The following is a 19,752-nucleotide window of genomic DNA, read 5'->3' as shown; positions in this document are numbered from 1 at the left end:
AGCGAAATAAAGGAGGAGGGGCGCAGCCCCGGGGGACATTCGCGGAGGGGAGTACCCGGTGGCCTTTGCACAAGCCCTGAACAACAGCGCCAACAACAACAGCGCCAACAACAACAGCGCCAACAACGAACACCCCAGGAAGTGACATGAGCAACATCATGCTGAAGGTCGATGACCTGCACACAGCCTACGGCCAGAGCGAAGCCCTGCACGGCATCTCCTTCGAAGGCCATGCCAACGAAACAATAGCCATCATGGGCCGCAACGGCATGGGCAAGACCACGCTGTTCAAGAGCCTCATGGGCGTGCTGCCGCTGAAGAGTGGCCGCATCGAAGTGGCGGGGCAGGACGTGTCGCGCGACGAAAGCTTCAAGCGCGTGGCCAAGGGCATTGCCTACGTACCGCAGGGTCGCATGATCTTTCCGACATTGACGGTCGAAGAAAACATTCAGACCGGCCTCGAGAACTCGAAGACAAAACGCATTCCCGAAGAAATTTACGCGCTGTTCCCCGTGCTCTGGGACATGAAGCGCCGCAAGGGCGGAAACCTCTCCGGCGGGCAGCAACAGCAGCTTGCCATTGCGCGAGCCCTTGTTACTGACCCCAAGGTGCTGCTGCTCGACGAGCCTACCGAGGGTATCCAGCCTTCGATCATCAAGGACATTGCCAAGGCCCTCAACGAGATCCGCAAGCTGCGCGGCATCACCATTGTCGTGTCCGAGCAGGTGCTGAGCTTTGCGATGGATGTGGCCGACCGGTTGTTCGTGATCGAGGGCGGCCGGCTCGTGCACGAGACCGCGCGCGACAAGACCGACGTCGATCACATCAAGGCCTATCTCTCCGTATGACCTTCTTCGTTTAACCACAACCCAACCAGGAGCCACTGCAAATGACGGACACGCTGATCAAGGTCGACCTGACCAAGTCGCCCACCGAGAACGAGATGATCCACAACCGCTGGCATCCGGACATTCCGATGGCCTGCTGGGTCAACCCGGGCGACGACTTCATTCTTGAAACCTTCGACTGGACCGGCGGATTCATCAAGAACAACGACAGCGCCGACGACGTGCGCGACATCGACTTGAGCACCGTGCACTACCTGTCTGGCCCCGTGGGCGTGAAGGGCGCCGAGCCCGGCGACCTGCTGGTGGTCGACCTGCTCGACATCGGCGCCAAGCAGGACAGCCTGTGGGGCTTCAACGGATTTTTCTCGAAGAAGAACGGCGGCGGCTTCCTGACCGATCATTTTCCCGAAGCGCAAAAATCCATCTGGGACTTCAAGGGCATGTTCACCAGCTCGCGCCACGTGCCGGGCGTCAACTTTGCGGGCCTCATCCATCCCGGCCTGATCGGCTGCCTGCCCGACAAGCCCATGCTCGACATGTGGAACGAGCGCGAAGGCAAACTCATTGCAACTGACCCAGACCGCGTGCCCGGCCTTGCCAATCCACCGTTCGCAGGCACTGCCCACATGGGCAAGATGACAGGCGACGCCCGCGCCAAGGCCGCGGCCGAAGGTGCGCGCACCGTGCCGCCGCGAGAGCACGGCGGCAACTGCGACATCAAGGATCTGTCGCGCGGCTCCAAGGTTTTCTTCCCCGTGTATGTAGACGGTGCGGGCCTCAGCGTGGGCGATCTGCACTTCAGCCAGGGCGACGGCGAAATCACCTTCTGCGGCGCCATCGAAATGGCGGGCTGGGTGCACATGAAGGTCACCCTCATCAAGGGCGGCATGGCCAAGTACGGCATCAAGAATCCGATCTTCAAGCCGAGTGTGATCACGCCGCAGTACAACGACTACCTCATCTTCGAAGGCATCTCGGTCGACGAGGCCGGCAAGCAGTACTACCTCGACGTGAACGTGGCCTACCGGCAAGCGTGCCTCAATGCCATCGAGTACCTGAAGAAGTTCGGCTACTCGGGCGCGCAGGCCTATTCGATCTTGGGCACCGCGCCCGTGCAGGGCCACATCAGCGGCGTGGTCGACGTGCCCAACTCTTGCGCCACGCTCTGGCTGCCCACGCAGATCTTCGACTTCGACATCAACCCGAATGCGGCGGGCCCGGTGAAGATGATCGACGGCAGCATCGACATGCCGCTCTCGCACGACCTGGTCTGACGCACCCATGCCCACCTACGACTACGCCTGCGGCCAGTGCGGCGGTTTCGAGGCGCTGCGGCCCTCGGGCCAGCGCGACGAGCCGGCCGCTTGCCCTGATTGCGGATGCGCATCGCCGCGCGTGCTTTCGGCCGCACCGCGGCTCGCACTGATGGCCTCGGGCACTCGCCGTGCCATGGAGACCAACGAGCGTGCAAGGCATGAGCCGGGCAGCTCGCGCGACTACGCGCGCTTCAAGCATCCGGCGGGCTGCGGATGCTGCTCGGGAGCATCGCGGCGCAGCGCAACGGTAACGGCGCCCAGCGGTGCAAAGTCGGCGCCGTCGAAGCGGCCGTGGATGATTTCGCACTAATCCTGCGCTAAGACTGCGAGGCGGGTGGCGAGGCAGCGATGCCTTGGCACCTGCCCGATTGTTTCAATCTCGTGAACGCCGTGATTCGTTTTGCGGCGTTTTTTCATGGGTGTTCGGGATCAAACTTCTTCTCACCAACCAACCCATTAGGAGATTGAAATGAATGCCTCGAAGATCCTCGCTGCCGCTGCTCTCTCGCTCCTGGCTGCCGCCGGTGCGCAAGCAGAAACCTATGAAGGCGTGCTGACTGTGAACTCGGGCGTGTCGCGCTCCGAAGTTGCTCCGCAAGCCGTTGCCGCCGCTCGCGCCGGCAATGAATACAGCGAAGGCGCCAGCGCCGGCGCACAAGCCTTTACCTCGACCGCCGACCGCTCGGTGATCCAGGCCGAAGCCGTTGCCAAGGCACACGACCCGCTGGCCAGCCTCGACCGCCGCGCGTTCTACCGCGACGAAGTGCCGCAAGCCTACAAGAAGCCCAGCGTGTCGTTCACGCGCCAAGCTGGCCTGTAAGCCCGCCGCTCTCCAATGAAATGGGCCTTCGGGCCCGTTTCCGTTGGGAGCATCCACCCCATCAGCCGATGCGGAAGATCTTGATCTTTCCGTTGCACTCAGCGCGCAGGACACCGCCGTCGATTTCGATGCGGGTCCAGATCGCGATCACGCGCTCGCTGTCGGCAAGCTCAATGCTGTCGCTGGAAAGTACTTTGTACTGAAGCACCGGTGCGCATGCAGGTCCGTTCCGTTTGCCCAGTGCTGCGAGAGCGGCGCCGGTCGGCTTGAACCAGTAGGTCTCGATGTCCGTCTCGGAGACGAGTTCCAACCGCTGTTCGATGGGCACGGGTGTAGTCATGAGCGCATCACTCCCGCGTCAGCGCAAAGCTCTTTCGGATGCCGCCGGTAGCCGAAGGCGCCACCCACAAGTCGAACTCGCCGGGTTCGACGGTCGGCTTCATGTCGCGGCCGATGAACTGCAGGTCTTCTGCACCCAGCGTGAACTCGACGACCTTCGATGCGCCGGGCTCGATGCGCACCTTTTGAAAGTTCTTGAGTTCGCGCACGGGCCGCGTCACGCTCGCTGCGCGTTCGGCGGTGTACAACTGCACCACTTCCTCGGCCTCGCGCTGGCCTGTGTTGGTTACGGTGGCTCGCACACGCAGGGTGCTGCCAAGCGGCACCCGGTCGCGGCTGAGTTCGACGCCGTCGTAGCGCACCGGTGCATAGCCGATGCCGTATCCGAAGGGGTAGAGCGCCTGGTTCGTGGTGTCCACGTATCGGGTCTTGAAAGCCATGGCCTGGTCGTTTTCGGGTAACGGGCGGCCGGTGCGCTTCTGCCCATAGTAGAAAGGCACTTGTCCCGAGGTTTGTGGAAAGCTCACCGGCAACCGGCCCGACGGGTTGAAGTCGCCGAACACCACGTCCGCAATGGCGGAGCCCGTTTGCACGCCCAGAAACCAGGTGACGAGAATCGCGTCGGCATTGCGCACGGCGCCCCGCAGCGCCATTGCACGGCCGTTGCTCAACAGCACGACCACGGGCTTGCCGGCGGCGGCCACCGCTTCGGCCAACTCTTGCTGCGCCTGGGGAAGGCCGATATCGGTGCGCGAACGGGCCTCGCCCGACATGAGTTGGCCCTCCCCGACGGCGAGCACCACTACGTCGGCGTTGCGCGCGGCCGCCACCGCGGCTTCGATGCCGCCCGGCAGCGGCGACTCGATGCCCGAGCCGCGCACCACGGTCAAGGTCGAAGGGTCGCGCAGCGCCGCACGCAGGCCGTCTTCAATGCCGACGGGGGCCGACTGGCCCGGGAACAGGCTCCAGGCGCCGAGCAGGTCTTGCGTGCCGGAGGCGAAGGGGCCGATCAGCGCGATCTTCTTGCCGGACTTGGGCAGCGGGAGCACTGCACGTTCGTTCTTCAGCATCACGATGGAACGGCGGGCGTCCTCGCGCGCCAGCGCAATGTGCGCGGGATTTTCTGCGCGGGCCTGCGCCGGTGGGCCGTCGAGCCCGCGAAAGGGCTGGTCGAACAAGCCGAGCTTCTGCTTGACCCACAGCACGCGGCGTACCGCGTCGTCCAGCCGGGCCATCGGCACTTCGCCCGAGGCCACGAGTTCGGGCAGGTAGCGCATGTACAAGCCGCTCTGCATGCTGACATCGGTGCCGGCCAGGAACGACTGCTTGGCCGCTTGCCGCCCATTGGCGGCGTAGCCGTGGGCAATGAGCTCCTCGTCGGCGGTGTAGTCAGAAACCACGAAGCCCTTGAACTTCCACTCGTCGCGCAGCACGCCCGTCAGCAGCGCCGGGTTGGCGATCGAGGGGATGCCGGAGATCTCGTTGAAGGCGCTCATCACCGAGAGCGCACCCGCGTCCAGCGCGGCGCGGAACGGCGGCAGGTACACCTGGCGCAGCGTGCGTTCGGAAATGTCGGTGGCTGCGTAGTCGAGTCCGCCCTCGGCCGCACCATAGGCCGCAAAGTGCTTGGGCGTGGCCAGCAATGCATCGCCGCGCGAGAGGTCGCTGCCCTGGAAGCCGCGCACGCGCGCCGCCGCGAACAGGTTGGCCAGGTACACGTCTTCGCCGGCACCCTCGATGCCGCGACCCCAGCGTGCATCGCGGGCAATGTCCACCATGGGCGCAAAGGTCCAGCGAAAGCCGTCGGCGCTGGCTTCCACCGCCGCCGCGCGCGCGGTGCGCTCGGCTAGTTCGGGCTCCCAGCTGGCGGCCTCTGCCAGGGGCATGGGGAAGATGGTGCGAAAGCCGTGGATCACGTCGGCGCCGTAGAGCAGCGGAATGCCCAGGCGCGATTCGCGCACGGCCACCTCTTGCAGCACGCGCTTGCGCTCCAGCCCCTGGTTGTTGAACAGGCCTGTGAGCCGGCCGGCGCGCACGTCGTCGATCTCTTGCTGCGCATTGCGCTGGCCGGCCTGGGGGTTGCCGGGAATGTTGGTGTCGGCGGGGCCGTAGAGGCTGAGCTGGCCCACCTTCTCTTCGACCGTCATGCGGGCGACAAGCGAATCGATACGCGCGTCCGCGCCTTGAGGCCCTGCGGGGGTTGCAGGGGCTCTCTGTGAGACGGGGGTGACGGCGGAAACGGGAGAGAGAAAACAGGCCAAGCCCAGCAGGGCCGCCATGGCGGGGGTTCGAACGTGCATGGCCCGCCATTCTCACGCCAAAGCCCGACCGCACGGAAACGGTCGGGCTTTTGAGCTGTTACACGTGGTTTAAAGCCTGTTCTCGTCGGCGCGGCGGCCAGTCGCCGCCCAGCTGCAGGCGGCTGGACAGGCGTTTTTCAATCGCGAACTTCAGCAGCGCCGCCGAGCGGAAGATGCCGTGCGCGAACTTGCCGTAGGGCAGGGTCAGGAAGAGCGCCATCACCACGCCCAAGTGCACCGCGAGCAGCAGCGCCATGAAGGCCGTGTCGCGCCAGGCAAGCAGCGCAAGGCCGGTCAGGCTGATGAGCAGCAGCAGCGCGATGAAGCCGCGGTCCATCGGCCGCTGCGCAATGTCGCCGTGCGCGGCATTGCGCCGCAGGTTCATCCACAGCAGCCCGACGGGGCCGATCACCAGGCCGATGCCGCCCGCGGTGCCGAGCAGCACCGGTAGGCTGGTGAGCGCGTAGGGCGCTTGCAGGTCGAGCAGGTAGTGGTACAGCGTTGCGACGCAGGTGGAGGCAAAGCACAGCATGAAGCCGTAGAAGGTGAAGTGGTGAAAGCGCCGCCGCCAGAGCGTGAAGCGGTCGTCCTTGTTGTTGCAGCCTTGGCCGTGGCCACCGTCCAGGTACTTGAGGCGCAGCACGTCGTGCGCCGCCTCGGCGCTGGCTGCGGCGCGCACGCCGGCCACTTCGGCCGGCGCGCTTTCTTGAGCGGGCGACACCTCGCGCCAGAACCGGCGCGTGCCCATGCCCAGCGCGAACACCACCCAGCCGAACACAACGCCGAACACTAGCGCCAGGAAGTTGTGCGGAAAAATCGCGTAGAAATTGCCCGCGAGCGGCTCGTGCAGCAGCGATCCCGTCATTGCCACGGCCAGCACCAGGAACAGCGCAAGGCCGGCGGCCAGTGCGAGCGCTACGGTGAGGCCGGCCTTCTTGTAGAGCATGCCCATTGCGGGCGGCCAGGCGTAGTCGTGATACGTCTGCATGCGCACCTGCGCCATGGCTTGCGGCACGTTCACCGCAAACTCGTGCGGCGGCGCATATTGGCACGCATGCAGGCAGGAGCCGCAGTTGTGGCACAGGTTGGCAAGGTAGTGCGTGTCCGCCTTGCCGAAGTCGAGCCGCCGCGTCATTGCGGGAAACACGGCGCAAAAACCTTCGCAGTAGCGGCAGGCGTTGCAGATCTGCAGGATGCGCGCCACCTCGCCCTCGCTCGCAGTCAGAGGCAGGGCGGGGCGGATCGGAATCACGCGCGGCGAGGCGCTGCCGATGCCGTCGGCATCCGCACGGGCACGCGCGACGAGGTCAGTGAGCTGCTGCAAGGGCGGCCTCCGGGGAATTCTTCGAAAGGTTCTTTGCCGCGCGCGCAGCCTGCGTGCCGGCGATGCGCCCGAAGGCCGTGCCGATGCTCATGCCCACGCCGGCGGTGTAGCCCTTGCCCAGCACGTTGCCGGCCATCATTTCTCCGGCCACGAAGAGGTTGGGGCTTGGCCGGCCGCCAAAGCGCACTGCGGCCGTCTCGTCCACCTTCAGACCGAGATAGGTGAAGGTGATGCCGGGACGCACGGGGTAGGCGTAGAAGGGGGCGGTGTCGAGCGGGCGCGCCCAGTGCGTCTTGGCGGGCGAGAGGCCTTCGGTATGACAGTCGTCTAGGGCGGTGTGGTCGAAGCGGCCGACGCGGCAGGCGGCGTTGTAGTCCTGCACGGTGCGCACGAACGCGGCTTCGTCCAGTCCGATCTTCTGCGCGAGTTCGCCGAGCGTGTTTGCCTGCGTGCCGGTGAACACCGGCGGCATGAAGCGGCCGACGGCCTTCTGGTCGATGACCGACCACGCGATCTGCCCAGGCTGCTGAGCCACGAGCCGGCCCCAGATCGCATAGCGCTTGGGCCAGAAGTCTTCGCCCTCGTCGTAGAAGCGCTGCGCTTCGCGGTTGACCACCACGCCGAGCGAGACGCAGTCGATGCGCGTGCAGATGCCGCCGTCGTACAGCGGTGCGCGTGCATCGATGGCCACCATGTGGCCCTGCGACGGATCGCCGATGCTGTCGGCGCCGGCTTCGATCATGTGCTTGAGCAGCACGCCCTGGTTGAAGCGCGTGCCGCGGATCAGGAAGTTGTCGGCCGGCCATTCGCCGCGCTCGTTCTGGCCCCAGGCCTCGCGCAGCCATTCGCGGTTCGACTCGAAGCCACCCGCGGCCAGCACGCAGCTCTTCGCCTCGATGCGTTGGCCGGCCTCGGTGCGCACGGCCACGAAGCGGTCGCCGTCGAGCTCCACCGAGGCCACGGGCGTGTCGTAGCGGATCTGCACGGCCAGCTTTTCAGCGCTGCGGTAATAGGCGTTGACCAGCGCCTTGCCGCCGCCCATGAAGAAGGCATTGGTGCGCGCCACATGCAACGCGCCCGAAAGCGGCGGCTGGAAGTGCACGCCGTGGCTGCGCATCCAGTCGCGGCAGTTGGACGAGGCGCGAATCACCAGGCGTGCCAGGTGCTCGTTTGTGAGGCCGCCGGTCACCTTCAGCAGGTCTTGCCAGTACTCCTCTTCAGGGTAGGCGTCGATCAGCACGTCCTGCGGTGCGTCGTGCATGCAGCGCAGGTTGCGGGTGTGCTGCGAATTGCCGCCGCGCCATTCCTTGGGCGAGGCTTCGAGCAGCAGCACCGAAGCGCCGGCCTCGCGCGCCATCAGCGCGGCGCACAGCGCGGCATTGCCGCCGCCGGCAACCAGTACATCTATCACTCGTGGGTCTCCTTGCAATGCAGGAGACTTTAGGGAGCTGGGCCTTCACGCGAAAGGCCGAAAGAGGCAACGGGTGTTCAGTTTTCGAGAAGGCTGGCGCCGGTCCAGCGGCCTTCGCGCACCAGGGAGCGGGCGGTGTCTGCAAGCACCACGCGCGCAGCGAGGGCGGCGGGCGAAAGCTCGTCGTCCGACAGGCTGACGAGCAGGTTGCGGCGGCCCACATGCGCATCGCTGATCTGCGTGAGCTGCAGGTCGTCGCGGTCGTGCCGGGCCGTGGCGGCACCGGGTTGGATGGTCGCGCCGTGGCCTGCGCGCACTGCGTCCATCAACAATGCCAGGCCGTCCACTTCGGCGACGATGCGCGGCGAGATGCGGGCGCGCGCAAACGCCGCCATCAGCGTGGCGCGCAAGCCATGGCTGCCGCTGGGCAGGATGAGTGGCACATCGGCCAGCTGCGACAGCCGCACCTTGGTACCCAGGGGGCGGTGCGCGAGATTCGGCGATGCGATGACGAACAGCTTTTCCGCCAATAGCGGCAGCACGCTCCAGCGCCGCGGCGTGTCGGTCTGGAACAGCACCGCCAGGTCGAGCTGGCGCGCATGCAGCATGGTGGTGAGGTGGCCCGAGAGCGCCTCGACCATGTGCAGCCGCACCTCGGGGTAGCGCTCTTGCATGGCGCGCATCAGCGGCACGCCGAGCACCGTGGCCGTGGTGGGTGCCAGGCCCACGCTCACGTGGCCAGAAAGGCGCGCCTGCTGCGCCGCGCGCACGGCGTCGTCGGCATGCCGCAGCGTGAGCTGCGCCTGGTGCAAGAAGGCCAGGCCCGCATCGGTGGGCACCACGCCGGTCGAGCTGCGCTGCAGCAGCCGTGTCGAAAGCTCGCTCTCGAGCCGGCTGATCTGCTGGCTGAGCGCCGACGTGACGACGCCCAACTCGACGGCCGCGCGGCCCATGCTGCGGAGTTCGCAGACCTTGACGAAGTAACGCAGTTGCCTCAGTTCCATGCCCGCATCATCGCGCAGGCACAGCCTGCGGTTGCCGCTTGCGCAGCAGCAGCCAGCCGAAGAGCGGGGCGGTGATGTACATCACCACCGAATAGATGGCGGCCGGCAACGCGAGCTGAAAGCTGCCGAGCACGCTCACCGCGATGAAGATGGCCAGGGTGGAGTTGTGGATGCCGATCTCGTAGCTGATGGCGGTGGCAAGCGGCTTGTCCAGGCCCGCGGCGCGGCTCAGGTAGTAGCCCGCCAGCAGGCTCAGCAGGTTGAACAGCAGCACCGGCAAGCCGATTTCGGCGAAGGTGGCCGTGATGGTCTTCCACTCGTTGGCAATGGCCAGCACCGTGACCACCGCGAGCACCACGGCGCTGAAGATCTTGGTCGGCTTTTCCATGCGCGCCGCGAAGCCGGGCTTGCGCGAGGCCACGAACATGCCGATGGCCACCGGCACCAGCACGATGGCGATCACCTCCACCAGCTTGCGCGTTTGCAGCGGCACCACCTGGCCGCTTTGCGCAAAGTGCCCGATGGCCCAGTTGGCGATGAGCGGCAGCGTGACGATCGACAGCAGCGTGTTCACGGCCGTAAGCGAGATGTTCATGGCCACGTTGCCGCCGAACAGGTGCGAGAAAAGGTTGGCCGAAATGCCGCCCGGCGAAGCCGCTAGCAGCATGAGCCCGATGGCGAACACCGGCGACAGGCCGAAGCCGACGATGATGGCGTAGCAGGCCAGCGGCAGGCCGAGAACCTGCAGCGCGAGCGCAATGGTCACCGCCTTGGGGTGCTTGAAAAGCCGCCGGAAGTCCTCCAGCGAGAGCGAAAGCCCGAGCCCGAACATCACCAGCGCCAGCGCGCCGAACAGAAACCGGGTCACGATGAGCGTAGCGTCCATGCCTTGTTGTCTCCTCTTTCTGATTCTTCTAAAAAAATGGCTGCCGGCACCTGTCGCGCAGGCGCTGGCAGCCGTGCAAACCGGAATCGGCGCGTCTTATTGCTTGTAGCTGTCGTCGATGCGGTCGAGCTTGCGAATGAGCGACGGCCAGACGAACTGCCCACCCAGGCCGCCCGTCTGCACCTTCATCGCCTGGCCCACGCCCTCGACGATCTTCGGGTTCACTTGCGTGAGCTCGCCGCCGCCGGACTGCGCCGCAATCTGGATCTGGCAGGTGTTCTCGAAGGTGTACATCGAAAGGAACGCGTCTGCAATGGTCTTGCCGCAAGTCAGCAGGCCGTGGTTGCGCAGCATCAGGAAATTGGCGTTGCCCATGTCGGCCTGCAGGCGCGGCTTCTCGTCGTCGCGGAAGGCCACGCCTTCGTAGTCGTGGTAGGCCAGCGAGGCCAGCACGAAGGTCGATTGCTGGCTGATGGGCAGCACGCCGTTTTTCTGCGCGCTCACGGCAATGCCGGCCTTGGTATGGGTGTGCAGCACGCACTGGATGTCTTCGCGCGCGGCATGCACGGCGCTGTGGATCACGAAGCCGGCCGGGTTGACGGGGTAGGGCGACTCGATGATCTTGTTGCACTGCTGGTCGACCTTGACCAGGCTGGACGCGGTGATCTCGTCGAACATCAGGCCGTAGGGGTTGATGAGGAAGTGGTGCTCGGGCCCCGGAATGCGCGCACTGATGTGCGTGAACACCAGGTCGCTCCAGCCGTAGAGCGCCACCAGGCGGTAGCAGGCGGCAAGGTCGACGCGCAGCTGCCACTCTTCGGCGGACACGAGCTTCTGGATTTCGGATTGGGAGTTTGCGTTCATGATGGTGTGTCCTTTGTCGGGGTGTCAGGCGGCGGCCGGCTCTTTCATCGCGGCCTTGTAGATGCTCTGCTTGGGCTGCGCCATCAGGCGCTGCAGCATGGGTTCGAATTCGCTGATGGGCAGCGTCTCGGCCTTGGGGTCGAAGGCCGGGTTGTCGTACAGCGCGCAGAACTCGGCCGTGCGCTCGTAGTGCGGGTGGTTCCTGAAGTTGTCGCGCATGTCGCGGTCCAGGCCAATGTGGTGAAAGAAGTAGTGGCCCTGGAAGATGCCGTGGTGCTGCACCATCCAGTGGTTGGCCTCGCTCACGAAGGGCTTGAGGATTGCGGCTGCAATGTCGGGGTGGTTGAAGCTGCCGAGCGTGTCGCCGATGTCGTGCAGCAGCGCGCACACCACGTATTCCTCGTCGCGGCCGTCGCGCAGCGCGCGGGTCGCGGTTTGCAGCGAATGGGTGTAGCGGTCGACCGGAAAGCCGCCGTAGTCGCCTTCGAGGATCTGCAGGTGCCTGATCACGCGCGCGGGAAGGCCGCCTGCAAATTGCCTGAACTCGCCGCCGATCAGTTGCCAGTCTTCGCGCGTGCTCTGCTGCATGCTGGTGAAACTCGCCCGTTCGCTCATCTTGTGGTCTCCGTTCTTGTGGGGTGCCGGCCACTGTAGACCTGTGCTTGACGTGCAACTGTCAAGGATTTGACAATGCAGGGGTCTGGAAAACCCCTGATGCCCGCTCCCAAGCCGCGCCTTTCCGCTTCGCACCTGGCTGCGATGGAGCGCAACCCGTGGTTCACGAGCATTCCGCGGGCGCAGCGCGAGGCCTTGCTTGGCGCGGCCGAGCTCATCCACCTGCGGCGCGGTGCCATGGTGTTTCGCCAGGGCGACCCGGTGCATGCGGCGGGCGGCGGCTTTTATGGCCTGGTGGCCGGCACCATCAAGATATCGTCGCTGCGGCAGGACGGGCGCGAGGCCATCCTTGCGGTGCTCGAGCCCGGCAACTGGTTCGGCGAGATCACGCTGCTCGACGGCTCGCCGCGCACGCACGATGCCACCGCGCTGGAGCCGCTCGACCTGCTGGTGGTGCCGCCCGAAGCTTTTGCGCAGCAGATGCGCGACGTGGTCTTTGCCAACGCCATTGCCATGATGCTGGCCGCAAGGGTGCGCATGCTCTACGGGCTGACCGAAGATGCCACGCTGCGCAGCCTGCGCGCGCGCGTGGCGCACCGCCTGCTGGTGCTGGCGCGCGGCGACGCCACGCAATCGGTGCAATTGCGCCGCACGCTGATGCTGCCGCAGGAAGCGCTGGCCATGATGCTCGGCGTCACGCGCCAGACGCTCTCGAAGGAGCTCAACGCGCTGGCGCGCGACGAGGTGATTTCGCTGAGCTACGGGCGCATCGAGCTTCTGTCGGTCGATGCGCTGCAGGCACTGGTGCGCAGCGGGTAGCCCGGCGCACTCAGCGCGTATCTGCGCATGTTCAGCGCAAAACGCGGCCGTCCGCCGAGATGCTGATCAGGTCGATGTTCCGCGACGGATCGCGCAGGCCGGGCCGCAGGTTGATGCGAAAGCCGCCCACGTCGTAGTCGGTCATGGCCGTCATCACGCGCTGCAGGCTGGCGGTGGTAAAGCTGCGGCCCGCGCGCCGCACCGCTTCGCCCACCACCTTGGCGGCAATGAAGCCTTCCAGGCCTTCGTACGAGGGCGTCTGGTCGGAGTTGTCGACGGCGGCACGGTATTCCTTGACGATGGGAATGGCCGAAGGCCGGGGCGACGGCACCACTTGGGAGATGACGATGCCGCCGATGTCCTTGCCGAGTTCGGCGTAGAGCGGATCGATGCCCACGATCGAGAACGCCATGAAGCTGCCCGTGTAGCCGCTCTTGCGCAGCTTGCGGATGGCGTTGGCCGTGGTGCCCGAAAGCGACACCAGCACGATGGCCTGGGGCGTCTGCTGCAGCACGGTCTTGAGCGCCGCGTCGAGCTTGTCGCCGCCCATGGGAACCATGGCGGTGGCGACCAGCGGCGGCACCTTGAGTTCGGTGATGGCCTGCTGCACGGCCGCCAAGCCGGCGCGGCCCATGGCGTCGTCGTCGCCCACCAGCGCAATGCGCGTCTGCCCCACAGTGGCGCACTGGCGCACGATCTTCAGCGCTTCGTCGATCATGCCGGGACGCACGTGAAACACGTTCGGATGGCTCGCCTCGCGCAGCGAGTCGGCTGCGGCAAAGGGCGCGAACAGCAGGTTGCCCTGCTGGGCGGCAACGCTGGCGCCGGCATCGCTGCTTGCGGTGCCCACAAAGCCGAACAGCATGTCGGCCTTGTCGGCACCCAGCAGCGTGCGGGCGTTGGCTGCGGCACGGGTGGCGTCGTAGCCGTCGTCGAGCTGCAGCAGCTTCAGCTGGAGCCCGCTGGCCGCGTTGCGCTCATTGAAGTCGCCCACGGCAAGCCGGCTGCCGGCCGCAAAGGCCAGGCCGATCTCGCCGGCCGCGCCCGTCAGCGGAACCGATTGGCCCAGCAGCACCACGCGCGCGCCTGCGGCGGCCTTGGTGGGTTGCGAGAGCGCCGGGAGAGAAAGGCCGCCGCCCAGCAGCAGTGCGCTGGACGTCTTCAGTACTTGCCTGCGAGAGCTGTTCATTTGCCACCCTTTGTCTACATTAGTAAAAAAGTGTAGCAATTTCGGTGCCCACCGGGAAGCGGCAGGGGTGTAAACCCTCTGCTAGGCGGGGCCGCGCCGGAAGACCAGGTCCCACACGCCGTGGCCCAGCTTGAGGCCGCGGTTCTCGAACTTGGTCAGCGGCCGGTACTCCGGCTTGGGCGCATAGCCCTCGGCCGTGTTGCGCAGCAGGGGTTCCGCCGAGAGCACTTCGAGCATCTGCTCGGCGTAAGGCTGCCAATCGGTGGCGCAGTGGAGGTAGCCGCCCGGGCGCAGGTGCTCGGCAAGTTTCTTCACGAACTCGGGCTGGATCAGCCGGCGCTTGTTGTGGCGCTTCTTGTGCCACGGGTCGGGAAAGAACACATGCACGCCGGCCAGTGAATCGGGCTGCAGCATGTGGTCGAGCACGTCGACCGCATCGTGGGCGCAAATGCGGATGTTGCCGATCGATTGCTCGCCGATGCGCTTGAGCAGTGCGCCCACGCCGGGCTCGTGCACTTCGCAGCAAAGAAAGTTGGTCTCGGGCATCACCGTGGCAATGTGCGCGGTGGCTTCGCCCATGCCGAAGCCGATTTCGAGCACGGTTGGCGCGGCGCGGCCGCCGAAGGCCGCCGTCAGGTCGAGCGGCTCGGGCTTGTAGGGCAGAAGGAAGAGCGGGCCCAGTTCGGCAAAGGCGCGCGCCTGGCCTTCGGTGGTGCGGCCGGCGCGCTTCACGAAGCTCTTGAGGCGGCGGTGCAGCGGGTGCGGTTGGTCGGCCGCGTCGTCGCTCGGCGGGGAATCGTTGGGCACGGTGTCGGGAAAGGTCATTACGGCCGCGAATTGTAGAGACCGCGCCATTCCGGCACCCAGCCAGCCAGTGCCGCAGCGCATGAGGCGCCTTGCGCAGCGCCTAGGCCGAGCACACGCGCGGCGGCCTCGAGCGAGGCCAGCGCGGCCTCGGGCGTCGCGGTGTCGATGGGGGTGGCGCCGTTCTGCTTTGAGAGCTTGTCGCCATCGGCGCCGCGCACCAGGGGCGTATGCAGGTAACTTGGCGTCGGCATGCCGAGCGCGCGCTGCAGCAGGATCTGGCGCGCGGTGTTGTCTGCCAGGTCTTCGCCGCGCACGACGTCGGTCACGCCTTGCTCCGCGTCGTCGACCACCACCGCGAGTTGATAAGCCCACGGGCCATCGGCGCGGCGCAGCACGAAGTCGCCGACCTCGCGGCTGACGTGCTGGCATTGGCGGCCGAGGCGGCGGTCAGCCCAGCAGAGTTCGCCCGACGGAAGCGCCGGTTGCATGGCTTCGAATTTTTCAGTGGCAAAGCGCCACGCCCGCGCGGGCTTGCCGTGCAGACCATTGCGGCAAGTACCGGGATAGACCCGCTCTCCATGTCGCGTGTGCGGCCGGCCGAGCCGGACCAGCGCCTCGTCGATGTCCTTGCGCGAACAGCCGCAGGGATAGGCGAGGCCGAGGGCCTGCAGCCTGGCAAGCGCCGCTTCGTAATTCACGGTGCGCTGCGTCTGCCACACCGGCGCTTCGTCCGGCAACAGGCCGCAGTCGGCCAGTTGCCGGAGGATGTGCTCGCCCATGCCGGGCAGGCAACGCTCGGTGTCCGCGTCTTCGATGCGGATCAGCCAGCGTGCCTCGGGTCCGCGGGCGCGCACGTCGAGCCAGCTTGCAAGTGCGGCAACCAGCGAGCCGGCGTGCAGCGGGCCGGTGGGCGAAGGCGCGAAACGGCCGGTCTCACGCATCCTCGAATCAGATCACTGCAAGCGCCAGCGAGAGGCCCGAGAGGAAAGCGTCTTCCACCCGGTGGCCGGTGCACCAGTCGCCCGCCACGCCGATGCGTGCCTTGGCGTCCCACAGGTGGCTCTTGCCCACCGGGACTTGCGTCTGGGCTTCGGTCCAGCAGCGTGCTTGCGCGTGCGTGGGCGCGGCATGGATGCCGGTGATTTCGGAGAACGCGCGCAGCAGCTTGGCTTCGACGCGCGCGGCGTCGTCGCGCAGGTGCTCTTGCGACCAGGTGGCGCTGGCCTGCAGCGTCCAGCGCTCGACGCGTTCGCGCCCGGGCTTGGACGATTCGCGCGCGAGCCACGCCACGCGGTGGTGGGTGCTGCGGGCCGCATTCCATTGCGGGCCGAGGTGCGACATGTTGGCCTGGTTGGCCTGCGGAAAGGCGATCATCAGCGTCCAGCAGGGCGCGATGCGCACGGGCTCGATCTTCTGGCTGATGCTGGCCGAGAGCTTGCCGTCGCCCAAGAGCGCACGCGTGCGCGAGGGCGGCACTGCCAGCAGCACGGCATCGAAGCCCGAGTACACATGCTGCGAATCGTCCGCACCCGCGGTGCGCAGTTGCCAGCGCTTCGGGTCGAGCGCGTCGGGTTCGATCTGCGTGACTTGCGTGCCGGTCACGAGGTTGCCGCCCAGCGGCCCGGCCCAGTAGGCCACCAGCGCATCCATGCCGGGCTGGGCGACCCAGTGCGATTCGCGGCCCGGCAATGCCGCTTCGGCCACGCGGCCGTGCGCGTCGAGCACGCGCACGAGGTTGGCGCTCCATGGGCGGCAAAGGCTGGGCGTGGCTTCGAGCGCCAGCGCAAAGCGGGCATCGCGCACGGTGAAGTACTGGGCGCCGCTGTCGAAGCGGCCGAAGGCCGTATCGATGCTCGCCATGCGCCCGCCGGGGGCGGACTCGCGTTCGAAGACCGTGACCTTGTGGCCGGCCTGCACCAGCGTGCGTGCGCAGGCCACGCCGGCTATGCCGGCGCCCACGACGGCGTAGTGGCGCGGGGCGGCGGGGGTTCGGTGGCGGTCGGTGGCCTTTGCCGTCTTGGCGGTTGCGCGAGTGGTCATGAGGGACTCTTTTCTTGTGTACGGGAAACGATGGATGTGGTTGCACTCTACATCGGTCTGGAAGCGGGGCCTCCGACCGGGCAGCCTCAGCGCCCGCGGTGCCGCTCGAGCAGCGCCCGCCGCGTGGCCTCATGGTCGAACTGCGCGAGCCACCATTCGAGCGCGCGACCCGGCCCGCCCGCGCTGCGCACGCGCCAGGCGCAATGCATGGTTGCGAGCGGCGGCTGGCGTTCGGTCTTGCGTTCGACGAGATGGCCGGCTTCGATGTAGGGCCGTGCCATGGGCTCAGGCAGAAAGCCGCCGCCCAGGCCGTGTAGTTGCGCGTTCAGCTTGGCATGCATGCTCGGTACCGTGAGCACGTCTTGTCCGCCGACCAGGTTGACCGTCATGCTGGGCCCGCTGCGCACCGAGTCGGCAGCGGCCACTGCACGGTGCTGGCGCAGCACCGCATCGGTCAATGGCTCGGGCAAGCGCGCGAGCGGATGGTGCGGCGCCACGGCATAGACGAAGCACAGCTCGCCGATCGGCCGGCTGCGGATACCGGTCGCAGTGAAGGCCAGGCTTGCCGCGTCGAGCACTGCGCCGATGGCGAGGTCGGCCTCGCCGCTGGTCAAAGCCTCGATGGTGCCGAGCAGCGTTTCATCGCGCAGCTTGAGCCGCGTAGGCGGGTTCAGCGCGAAGAAGGCGGTGGCCAGGTCGAGCAGCGGGTCGCGTGCAATCACGCTGTCCACGGCAATGGTGAGCATCGGCTCCCAGCCGGTGGCAACGCGCTTCACGCGGTTGGCCACGGCATCGATCTCGCCGAGCAGCCGCGCCGCTTCGCGCAGCAGTTCGGCGCCCGCTTCGGTGATGCGGGCCTGGCGGGCGCTGCGGTCGAACAGCAGCACGTCGAGCGCGTCTTCGATCTGGCGCACGCGGTAGCTGAGCGCGCTGGGCACCAGGTTGAGCGCGCGCGCCGCACCTGCAAAGCTGCCGGTGCTGGCCACGGTCTGGAGCATCGAAAGCGCGTCGGGGGTCAATACGTCTCTGGCGCTGGGCATGGCGGCTCCGTTGGATGCTCGATCGATTGATCAAATAATTTGAATGATGCCATCAAAACCCGGCGCTTTTACGGCTGGGGTGCGGACCTAAAGTTCTTCACATCCGCTGCGCATCCGGCGCGGCATACGAAAGAAGGCCCGAGCATCCCCACGGGGCAGGGCCAAAGGAGTTAGACGATGTTGCAAGTCCGTAAATCACAGGAACGCGGTTATGCCGACCATGGCTGGCTGCGCTCGTTCCACAGCTTTTCTTTTGCCGGCTACTACGACCCGGCCCACATGGCCTTTGGCAACCTGCGGGTGATCAATGAAGACCGCGTGGCCGCGGGCGCCGGCTTTGGCACCCATGGGCACAAGGACATGGAAATCATCAGCTACGTGCTCTCGGGCGAACTGGCGCACAAGGACAGCATGGGCAACGTGGAATCGATTCCGCCGGGCGACGTGCAGCGCATGAGCGCGGGCCGCGGCGTGATGCACAGCGAGTTCAACCACAAGGCCGACGAGACCACGCACTTCCTGCAGATCTGGATCGAGCCGAATGTGCGCGGCATTGCGCCCGGCTACGAGCAGAAGAAATTCAGCAATGACGAAAAGCGCGGCAAGCTGCGCCTGGTGGCCTCGCCCGACGGCGCCGACGGTTCGGTGACGGTGCACGCCGATGCGCGCCTGTTCGCCGGCCTGCTCGACGGTGACGAAAAAGCCAGCCTGACGCTCGATCCGCAGCGCAAGAGCTATGTGCACCTGGTGCGCGGCGAGCTCGAAGTCAACGGCCAGAAGCTGTCGGGCGGCGACGCCGCGATGCTGCAAGGCGAATCGCAACTGACGCTCGGCGCCGGCAAGGATGCCGAAGTGCTGGTGTTCGACCTGGCCGCTTGAGCAGGCGCGCTCTTTGCTCTTGTTTCTTTTCTCTCAATTTCACTTTCACAACCGAGGAGTTTCATCATGACAACCACTGCAATCAACGCAACCGCCACATCCAACCCCACCGCCGCGCAAGACACGCTGGCACTTGTAGGCCGCGTGCTGCTCGCGCTGCTTTTCGTGCCTGCGGGCTTCAGCAAGCTCATGGGCTTTGCGGGCACGGTGGGGTACATCTCGTCCGTCGGCGCGCCGTTGCCGCAGGTTGCGGCAGTCATCGCAATTGTCGTGGAGCTGGGCCTGGGCCTGATGCTGCTCGTCGGCTTCAAGACGCGCCTCGCGGCCGTGGTGCTGGCGGTGTTCACCGTGGCGGCATCGGTGCTGTTCCACAATTACTGGAGCATGCCTGCGGACAAGGCCTTCGTGAACCAGCTGATGTTCTTCAAGAACATTGCCATTTCGGGCGGTTTGCTCGCCTTTGTCGCCTTCGGTGCCGGCCGTTTCAGCATCGACAGGAAGTAAGCAGGCTTTTGCCCGGGCTTCGCATCAACGACCCTCGTCACCACTTCAGGAGAACCATCCAATGCCAAACATCGTTGTCGTCTTTCATTCCGGCTACGGCCACACCCAGCGCATCGCCCAGGCCGTTGCCGATGGAGCCGGCGCGCAACTGCTCGCCATCGATGCGGAGGGCAACCTGCCCGAAGGCGGTTGGGAAACGCTGGCCGCGGCGGACGCCATCGTCATGGGCTCGCCGACCTACATGGGCGGCGTGAGCTGGCAGTTCAAGAAGTTTGCCGATGCGTCGTCGAAGGTGTGGTTCACGCAGGGCTGGAAAGACAAGCTCTTTGCGGGCTTCACCAACAGCGCCACCATGAACGGCGACAAGGTCACGACCCTGACGTACCTATGGACGCTCGCGATGCAGCACAGCGGCATCTGGGTCAGCCTGGGCATCTTGCCGACCAACAACAAGGCGGCCACGCGCGACTCGCTGAACTACGTGGGCGGCTACGGCGGCCTGCTCACGCAGTCGCCGTCGGATGCGAGCCCGGCCGAGATGTTCAAGGGCGACTTCGACACCGCGCGCGCTTTCGGCGAGCGCGTCGCCGAAGTGGCAAGATCGCGAGTCTAGAACTTACCCCCCAGTCTTCGCGCACTTCGTGTCGCTTCGCCAACCCCCTTCCAGGGGGCGACACCAGTGGCCCGGCAAAGCCGGTTCCACGGTGTCTCACGAAAAGACAGTGACGAAGCTGGCATACAACGGAG

Annotated in this window: 21 protein-coding genes; 8 read left to right on the top strand and 13 right to left on the bottom strand. The window is 66.2% G+C overall.

The window, feature by feature from the left end; translation table 11 throughout:
* Positions 1-158 precede the first annotated feature (158 nt).
* The 4 genes from urtE (at position 159) to V9L21_RS12455 (ending at position 2,984) form a co-directional block, all read left to right on the top strand.
* On the top strand, positions 159-848 hold the full coding sequence (gene urtE, locus V9L21_RS12470; RefSeq protein ID WP_258508469.1) for an urea ABC transporter ATP-binding subunit UrtE: 690 nt from the start codon (positions 159-161) through the stop codon (positions 846-848).
* A gap of 41 nt (positions 849-889) precedes the next feature.
* Complete coding sequence (gene fmdA / locus V9L21_RS12465; RefSeq protein WP_337312230.1) at positions 890-2,122, top strand: formamidase; 1,233 nt, start codon at positions 890-892, stop codon at positions 2,120-2,122.
* Positions 2,123-2,129: 7 nt separating this feature from the next.
* Entirely contained in the window at positions 2,130-2,474 is a 345-nt protein-coding gene (locus tag V9L21_RS12460; RefSeq protein ID WP_337312229.1) for an FmdB family zinc ribbon protein, read from the top strand.
* 159 nt (positions 2,475-2,633) lie between these two features.
* A complete protein-coding gene (locus V9L21_RS12455; protein ID WP_337312228.1) occupies positions 2,634-2,984 on the top strand; it encodes an alpha/beta hydrolase in 351 nt (116 codons plus the stop codon).
* Between the two features lie 61 nt (positions 2,985-3,045).
* On the opposite strand, the gene V9L21_RS12450 is transcribed toward V9L21_RS12455, so the two are convergent.
* From V9L21_RS12450 to V9L21_RS12415, 8 genes are all read right to left on the bottom strand, one after another.
* On the bottom strand, positions 3,046-3,312 hold the full coding sequence (locus V9L21_RS12450; protein ID WP_258507084.1) for a hypothetical protein: 267 nt from the start codon (positions 3,310-3,312) through the stop codon (positions 3,046-3,048).
* Positions 3,313-3,331: 19 nt separating this feature from the next.
* Positions 3,332-5,470: a glycoside hydrolase family 3 N-terminal domain-containing protein gene (locus V9L21_RS12445; RefSeq protein WP_337312224.1), complete on the bottom strand. Its 2,139-nt coding sequence runs from the start codon at positions 5,468-5,470 to the stop codon at positions 3,332-3,334.
* Positions 5,471-5,681: 211 nt separating this feature from the next.
* Entirely contained in the window at positions 5,682-6,947 is a 1,266-nt protein-coding gene (gene tcuB / locus V9L21_RS12440; protein ID WP_337312222.1) for a tricarballylate utilization 4Fe-4S protein TcuB, read from the bottom strand.
* Positions 6,931-8,358 (bottom strand): FAD-dependent tricarballylate dehydrogenase TcuA, encoded by a 1,428-nt coding sequence (tcuA, locus tag V9L21_RS12435; protein ID WP_337312220.1) that lies wholly within the window; start codon positions 8,356-8,358, stop codon positions 6,931-6,933. The genes tcuB and tcuA overlap by 17 nt, the downstream gene beginning before the upstream one ends.
* A 77-nt stretch (positions 8,359-8,435) precedes the next feature.
* The gene (locus V9L21_RS12430; RefSeq protein WP_337312218.1) at positions 8,436-9,362 is read right to left on the bottom strand and encodes a LysR family transcriptional regulator; all 927 of its coding nucleotides are present in this window, start codon (positions 9,360-9,362) and stop codon (positions 8,436-8,438) included.
* A gap of 7 nt (positions 9,363-9,369) precedes the next feature.
* On the bottom strand, positions 9,370-10,248 hold the full coding sequence (locus V9L21_RS12425) for a bile acid:sodium symporter family protein (protein ID WP_337312216.1): 879 nt from the start codon (positions 10,246-10,248) through the stop codon (positions 9,370-9,372).
* A gap of 96 nt (positions 10,249-10,344) precedes the next feature.
* Positions 10,345-11,112: a class II aldolase/adducin family protein gene (locus tag V9L21_RS12420; RefSeq protein ID WP_157614430.1), complete on the bottom strand. Its 768-nt coding sequence runs from the start codon at positions 11,110-11,112 to the stop codon at positions 10,345-10,347.
* Positions 11,113-11,136: 24 nt separating this feature from the next.
* A complete protein-coding gene (locus V9L21_RS12415) occupies positions 11,137-11,727 on the bottom strand; it encodes an HD domain-containing protein (RefSeq protein ID WP_337298547.1) in 591 nt (196 codons plus the stop codon).
* 99 nt (positions 11,728-11,826) lie between these two features.
* On the opposite strand from V9L21_RS12415, the gene V9L21_RS12410 reads away from it, so the two are divergent.
* Positions 11,827-12,546 (top strand): Crp/Fnr family transcriptional regulator, encoded by a 720-nt coding sequence (locus V9L21_RS12410; RefSeq protein WP_443304747.1) that lies wholly within the window; start codon positions 11,827-11,829, stop codon positions 12,544-12,546.
* Positions 12,547-12,577: 31 nt separating this feature from the next.
* On the opposite strand, the gene V9L21_RS12405 is transcribed toward V9L21_RS12410, so the two are convergent.
* The 5 genes from V9L21_RS12405 to V9L21_RS12385 all read right to left on the bottom strand — a co-directional run bounded on the left by V9L21_RS12405 (position 12,578) and on the right by V9L21_RS12385 (position 17,622).
* The gene (locus tag V9L21_RS12405) at positions 12,578-13,735 is read right to left on the bottom strand and encodes an ABC transporter substrate-binding protein (RefSeq protein WP_337312214.1); all 1,158 of its coding nucleotides are present in this window, start codon (positions 13,733-13,735) and stop codon (positions 12,578-12,580) included.
* An 81-nt stretch (positions 13,736-13,816) separates the two neighbouring features.
* Complete coding sequence (trmB, locus tag V9L21_RS12400; protein WP_337312212.1) at positions 13,817-14,560, bottom strand: tRNA (guanosine(46)-N7)-methyltransferase TrmB; 744 nt, start codon at positions 14,558-14,560, stop codon at positions 13,817-13,819.
* Positions 14,560-15,483: a tRNA glutamyl-Q(34) synthetase GluQRS gene (gene gluQRS, locus V9L21_RS12395; RefSeq protein ID WP_337312210.1), complete on the bottom strand. Its 924-nt coding sequence runs from the start codon at positions 15,481-15,483 to the stop codon at positions 14,560-14,562. The genes trmB and gluQRS overlap by 1 nt, the downstream gene beginning before the upstream one ends.
* A 7-nt stretch (positions 15,484-15,490) precedes the next feature.
* Positions 15,491-16,582: an NAD(P)/FAD-dependent oxidoreductase gene (locus V9L21_RS12390; protein ID WP_337312208.1), complete on the bottom strand. Its 1,092-nt coding sequence runs from the start codon at positions 16,580-16,582 to the stop codon at positions 15,491-15,493.
* 86 nt (positions 16,583-16,668) lie between these two features.
* A complete protein-coding gene (locus tag V9L21_RS12385; protein WP_337298542.1) occupies positions 16,669-17,622 on the bottom strand; it encodes a LysR family transcriptional regulator in 954 nt (317 codons plus the stop codon).
* Positions 17,623-17,799: 177 nt separating this feature from the next.
* Here V9L21_RS12385 and V9L21_RS12380 point away from each other — a divergent pair, with 177 nt between their 5' ends.
* From V9L21_RS12380 to V9L21_RS12370, 3 genes are all read left to right on the top strand, one after another.
* Positions 17,800-18,501 carry a pirin family protein gene (locus V9L21_RS12380; protein ID WP_337312206.1) on the top strand — a complete coding sequence of 234 codons (702 nt, stop codon included), beginning with the start codon at positions 17,800-17,802 and terminating at the stop codon, positions 18,499-18,501.
* A gap of 66 nt (positions 18,502-18,567) precedes the next feature.
* Positions 18,568-19,005 carry a DoxX family protein gene (locus V9L21_RS12375; protein WP_258507019.1) on the top strand — a complete coding sequence of 146 codons (438 nt, stop codon included), beginning with the start codon at positions 18,568-18,570 and terminating at the stop codon, positions 19,003-19,005.
* 61 nt (positions 19,006-19,066) lie between these two features.
* Entirely contained in the window at positions 19,067-19,618 is a 552-nt protein-coding gene (locus tag V9L21_RS12370; RefSeq protein WP_337312204.1) for a flavodoxin family protein, read from the top strand.
* Positions 19,619-19,752: the final 134 nt, after the last annotated feature.

It is taken from the genome of Variovorax sp. CCNWLW235 (assembly GCF_037204085.1).
Classification (GTDB): Bacteria; Pseudomonadota; Gammaproteobacteria; order Burkholderiales; family Burkholderiaceae_C; genus Variovorax.
The sequence above is the reverse complement of the archived record's forward strand: the minus strand, read 5'-3'. Positions and strand labels throughout refer to the sequence as shown.

Coding starts and splice junctions, on each gene's coding strand:
- urtE (WP_258508469.1), top strand. CDS start 159: ATGCTGAAGGTCGATGACCTGCACACAGCCTACGGCCAGAGCGAAGCC.
- fmdA (WP_337312230.1), top strand. CDS start 890: ATGACGGACACGCTGATCAAGGTCGACCTGACCAAGTCGCCCACCGAG.
- V9L21_RS12460 (WP_337312229.1), top strand. CDS start 2,130: ATGCCCACCTACGACTACGCCTGCGGCCAGTGCGGCGGTTTCGAGGCG.
- V9L21_RS12455 (WP_337312228.1), top strand. CDS start 2,634: ATGAATGCCTCGAAGATCCTCGCTGCCGCTGCTCTCTCGCTCCTGGCT.
- V9L21_RS12445 (WP_337312224.1), bottom strand. CDS start 5,470: ATGACGGTCGAAGAGAAGGTGGGCCAGCTCAGCCTCTACGGCCCCGCC.
- V9L21_RS12430 (WP_337312218.1), bottom strand. CDS start 9,362: ATGGAACTGAGGCAACTGCGTTACTTCGTCAAGGTCTGCGAACTCCGC.
- V9L21_RS12425 (WP_337312216.1), bottom strand. CDS start 10,248: ATGGACGCTACGCTCATCGTGACCCGGTTTCTGTTCGGCGCGCTGGCG.
- V9L21_RS12420 (WP_157614430.1), bottom strand. CDS start 11,112: ATGAACGCAAACTCCCAATCCGAAATCCAGAAGCTCGTGTCCGCCGAA.
- V9L21_RS12415 (WP_337298547.1), bottom strand. CDS start 11,727: ATGAGCGAACGGGCGAGTTTCACCAGCATGCAGCAGAGCACGCGCGAA.
- V9L21_RS12410 (WP_443304747.1), top strand. CDS start 11,827: ATGCCCGCTCCCAAGCCGCGCCTTTCCGCTTCGCACCTGGCTGCGATG.
- V9L21_RS12405 (WP_337312214.1), bottom strand. CDS start 13,735: ATGAACAGCTCTCGCAGGCAAGTACTGAAGACGTCCAGCGCACTGCTG.
- trmB (WP_337312212.1), bottom strand. CDS start 14,560: ATGACCTTTCCCGACACCGTGCCCAACGATTCCCCGCCGAGCGACGAC.
- gluQRS (WP_337312210.1), bottom strand. CDS start 15,483: ATGCGTGAGACCGGCCGTTTCGCGCCTTCGCCCACCGGCCCGCTGCAC.
- V9L21_RS12390 (WP_337312208.1), bottom strand. CDS start 16,582: ATGACCACTCGCGCAACCGCCAAGACGGCAAAGGCCACCGACCGCCAC.
- V9L21_RS12385 (WP_337298542.1), bottom strand. CDS start 17,622: ATGCCCAGCGCCAGAGACGTATTGACCCCCGACGCGCTTTCGATGCTC.
- V9L21_RS12380 (WP_337312206.1), top strand. CDS start 17,800: ATGTTGCAAGTCCGTAAATCACAGGAACGCGGTTATGCCGACCATGGC.
- V9L21_RS12375 (WP_258507019.1), top strand. CDS start 18,568: ATGACAACCACTGCAATCAACGCAACCGCCACATCCAACCCCACCGCC.
- V9L21_RS12370 (WP_337312204.1), top strand. CDS start 19,067: ATGCCAAACATCGTTGTCGTCTTTCATTCCGGCTACGGCCACACCCAG.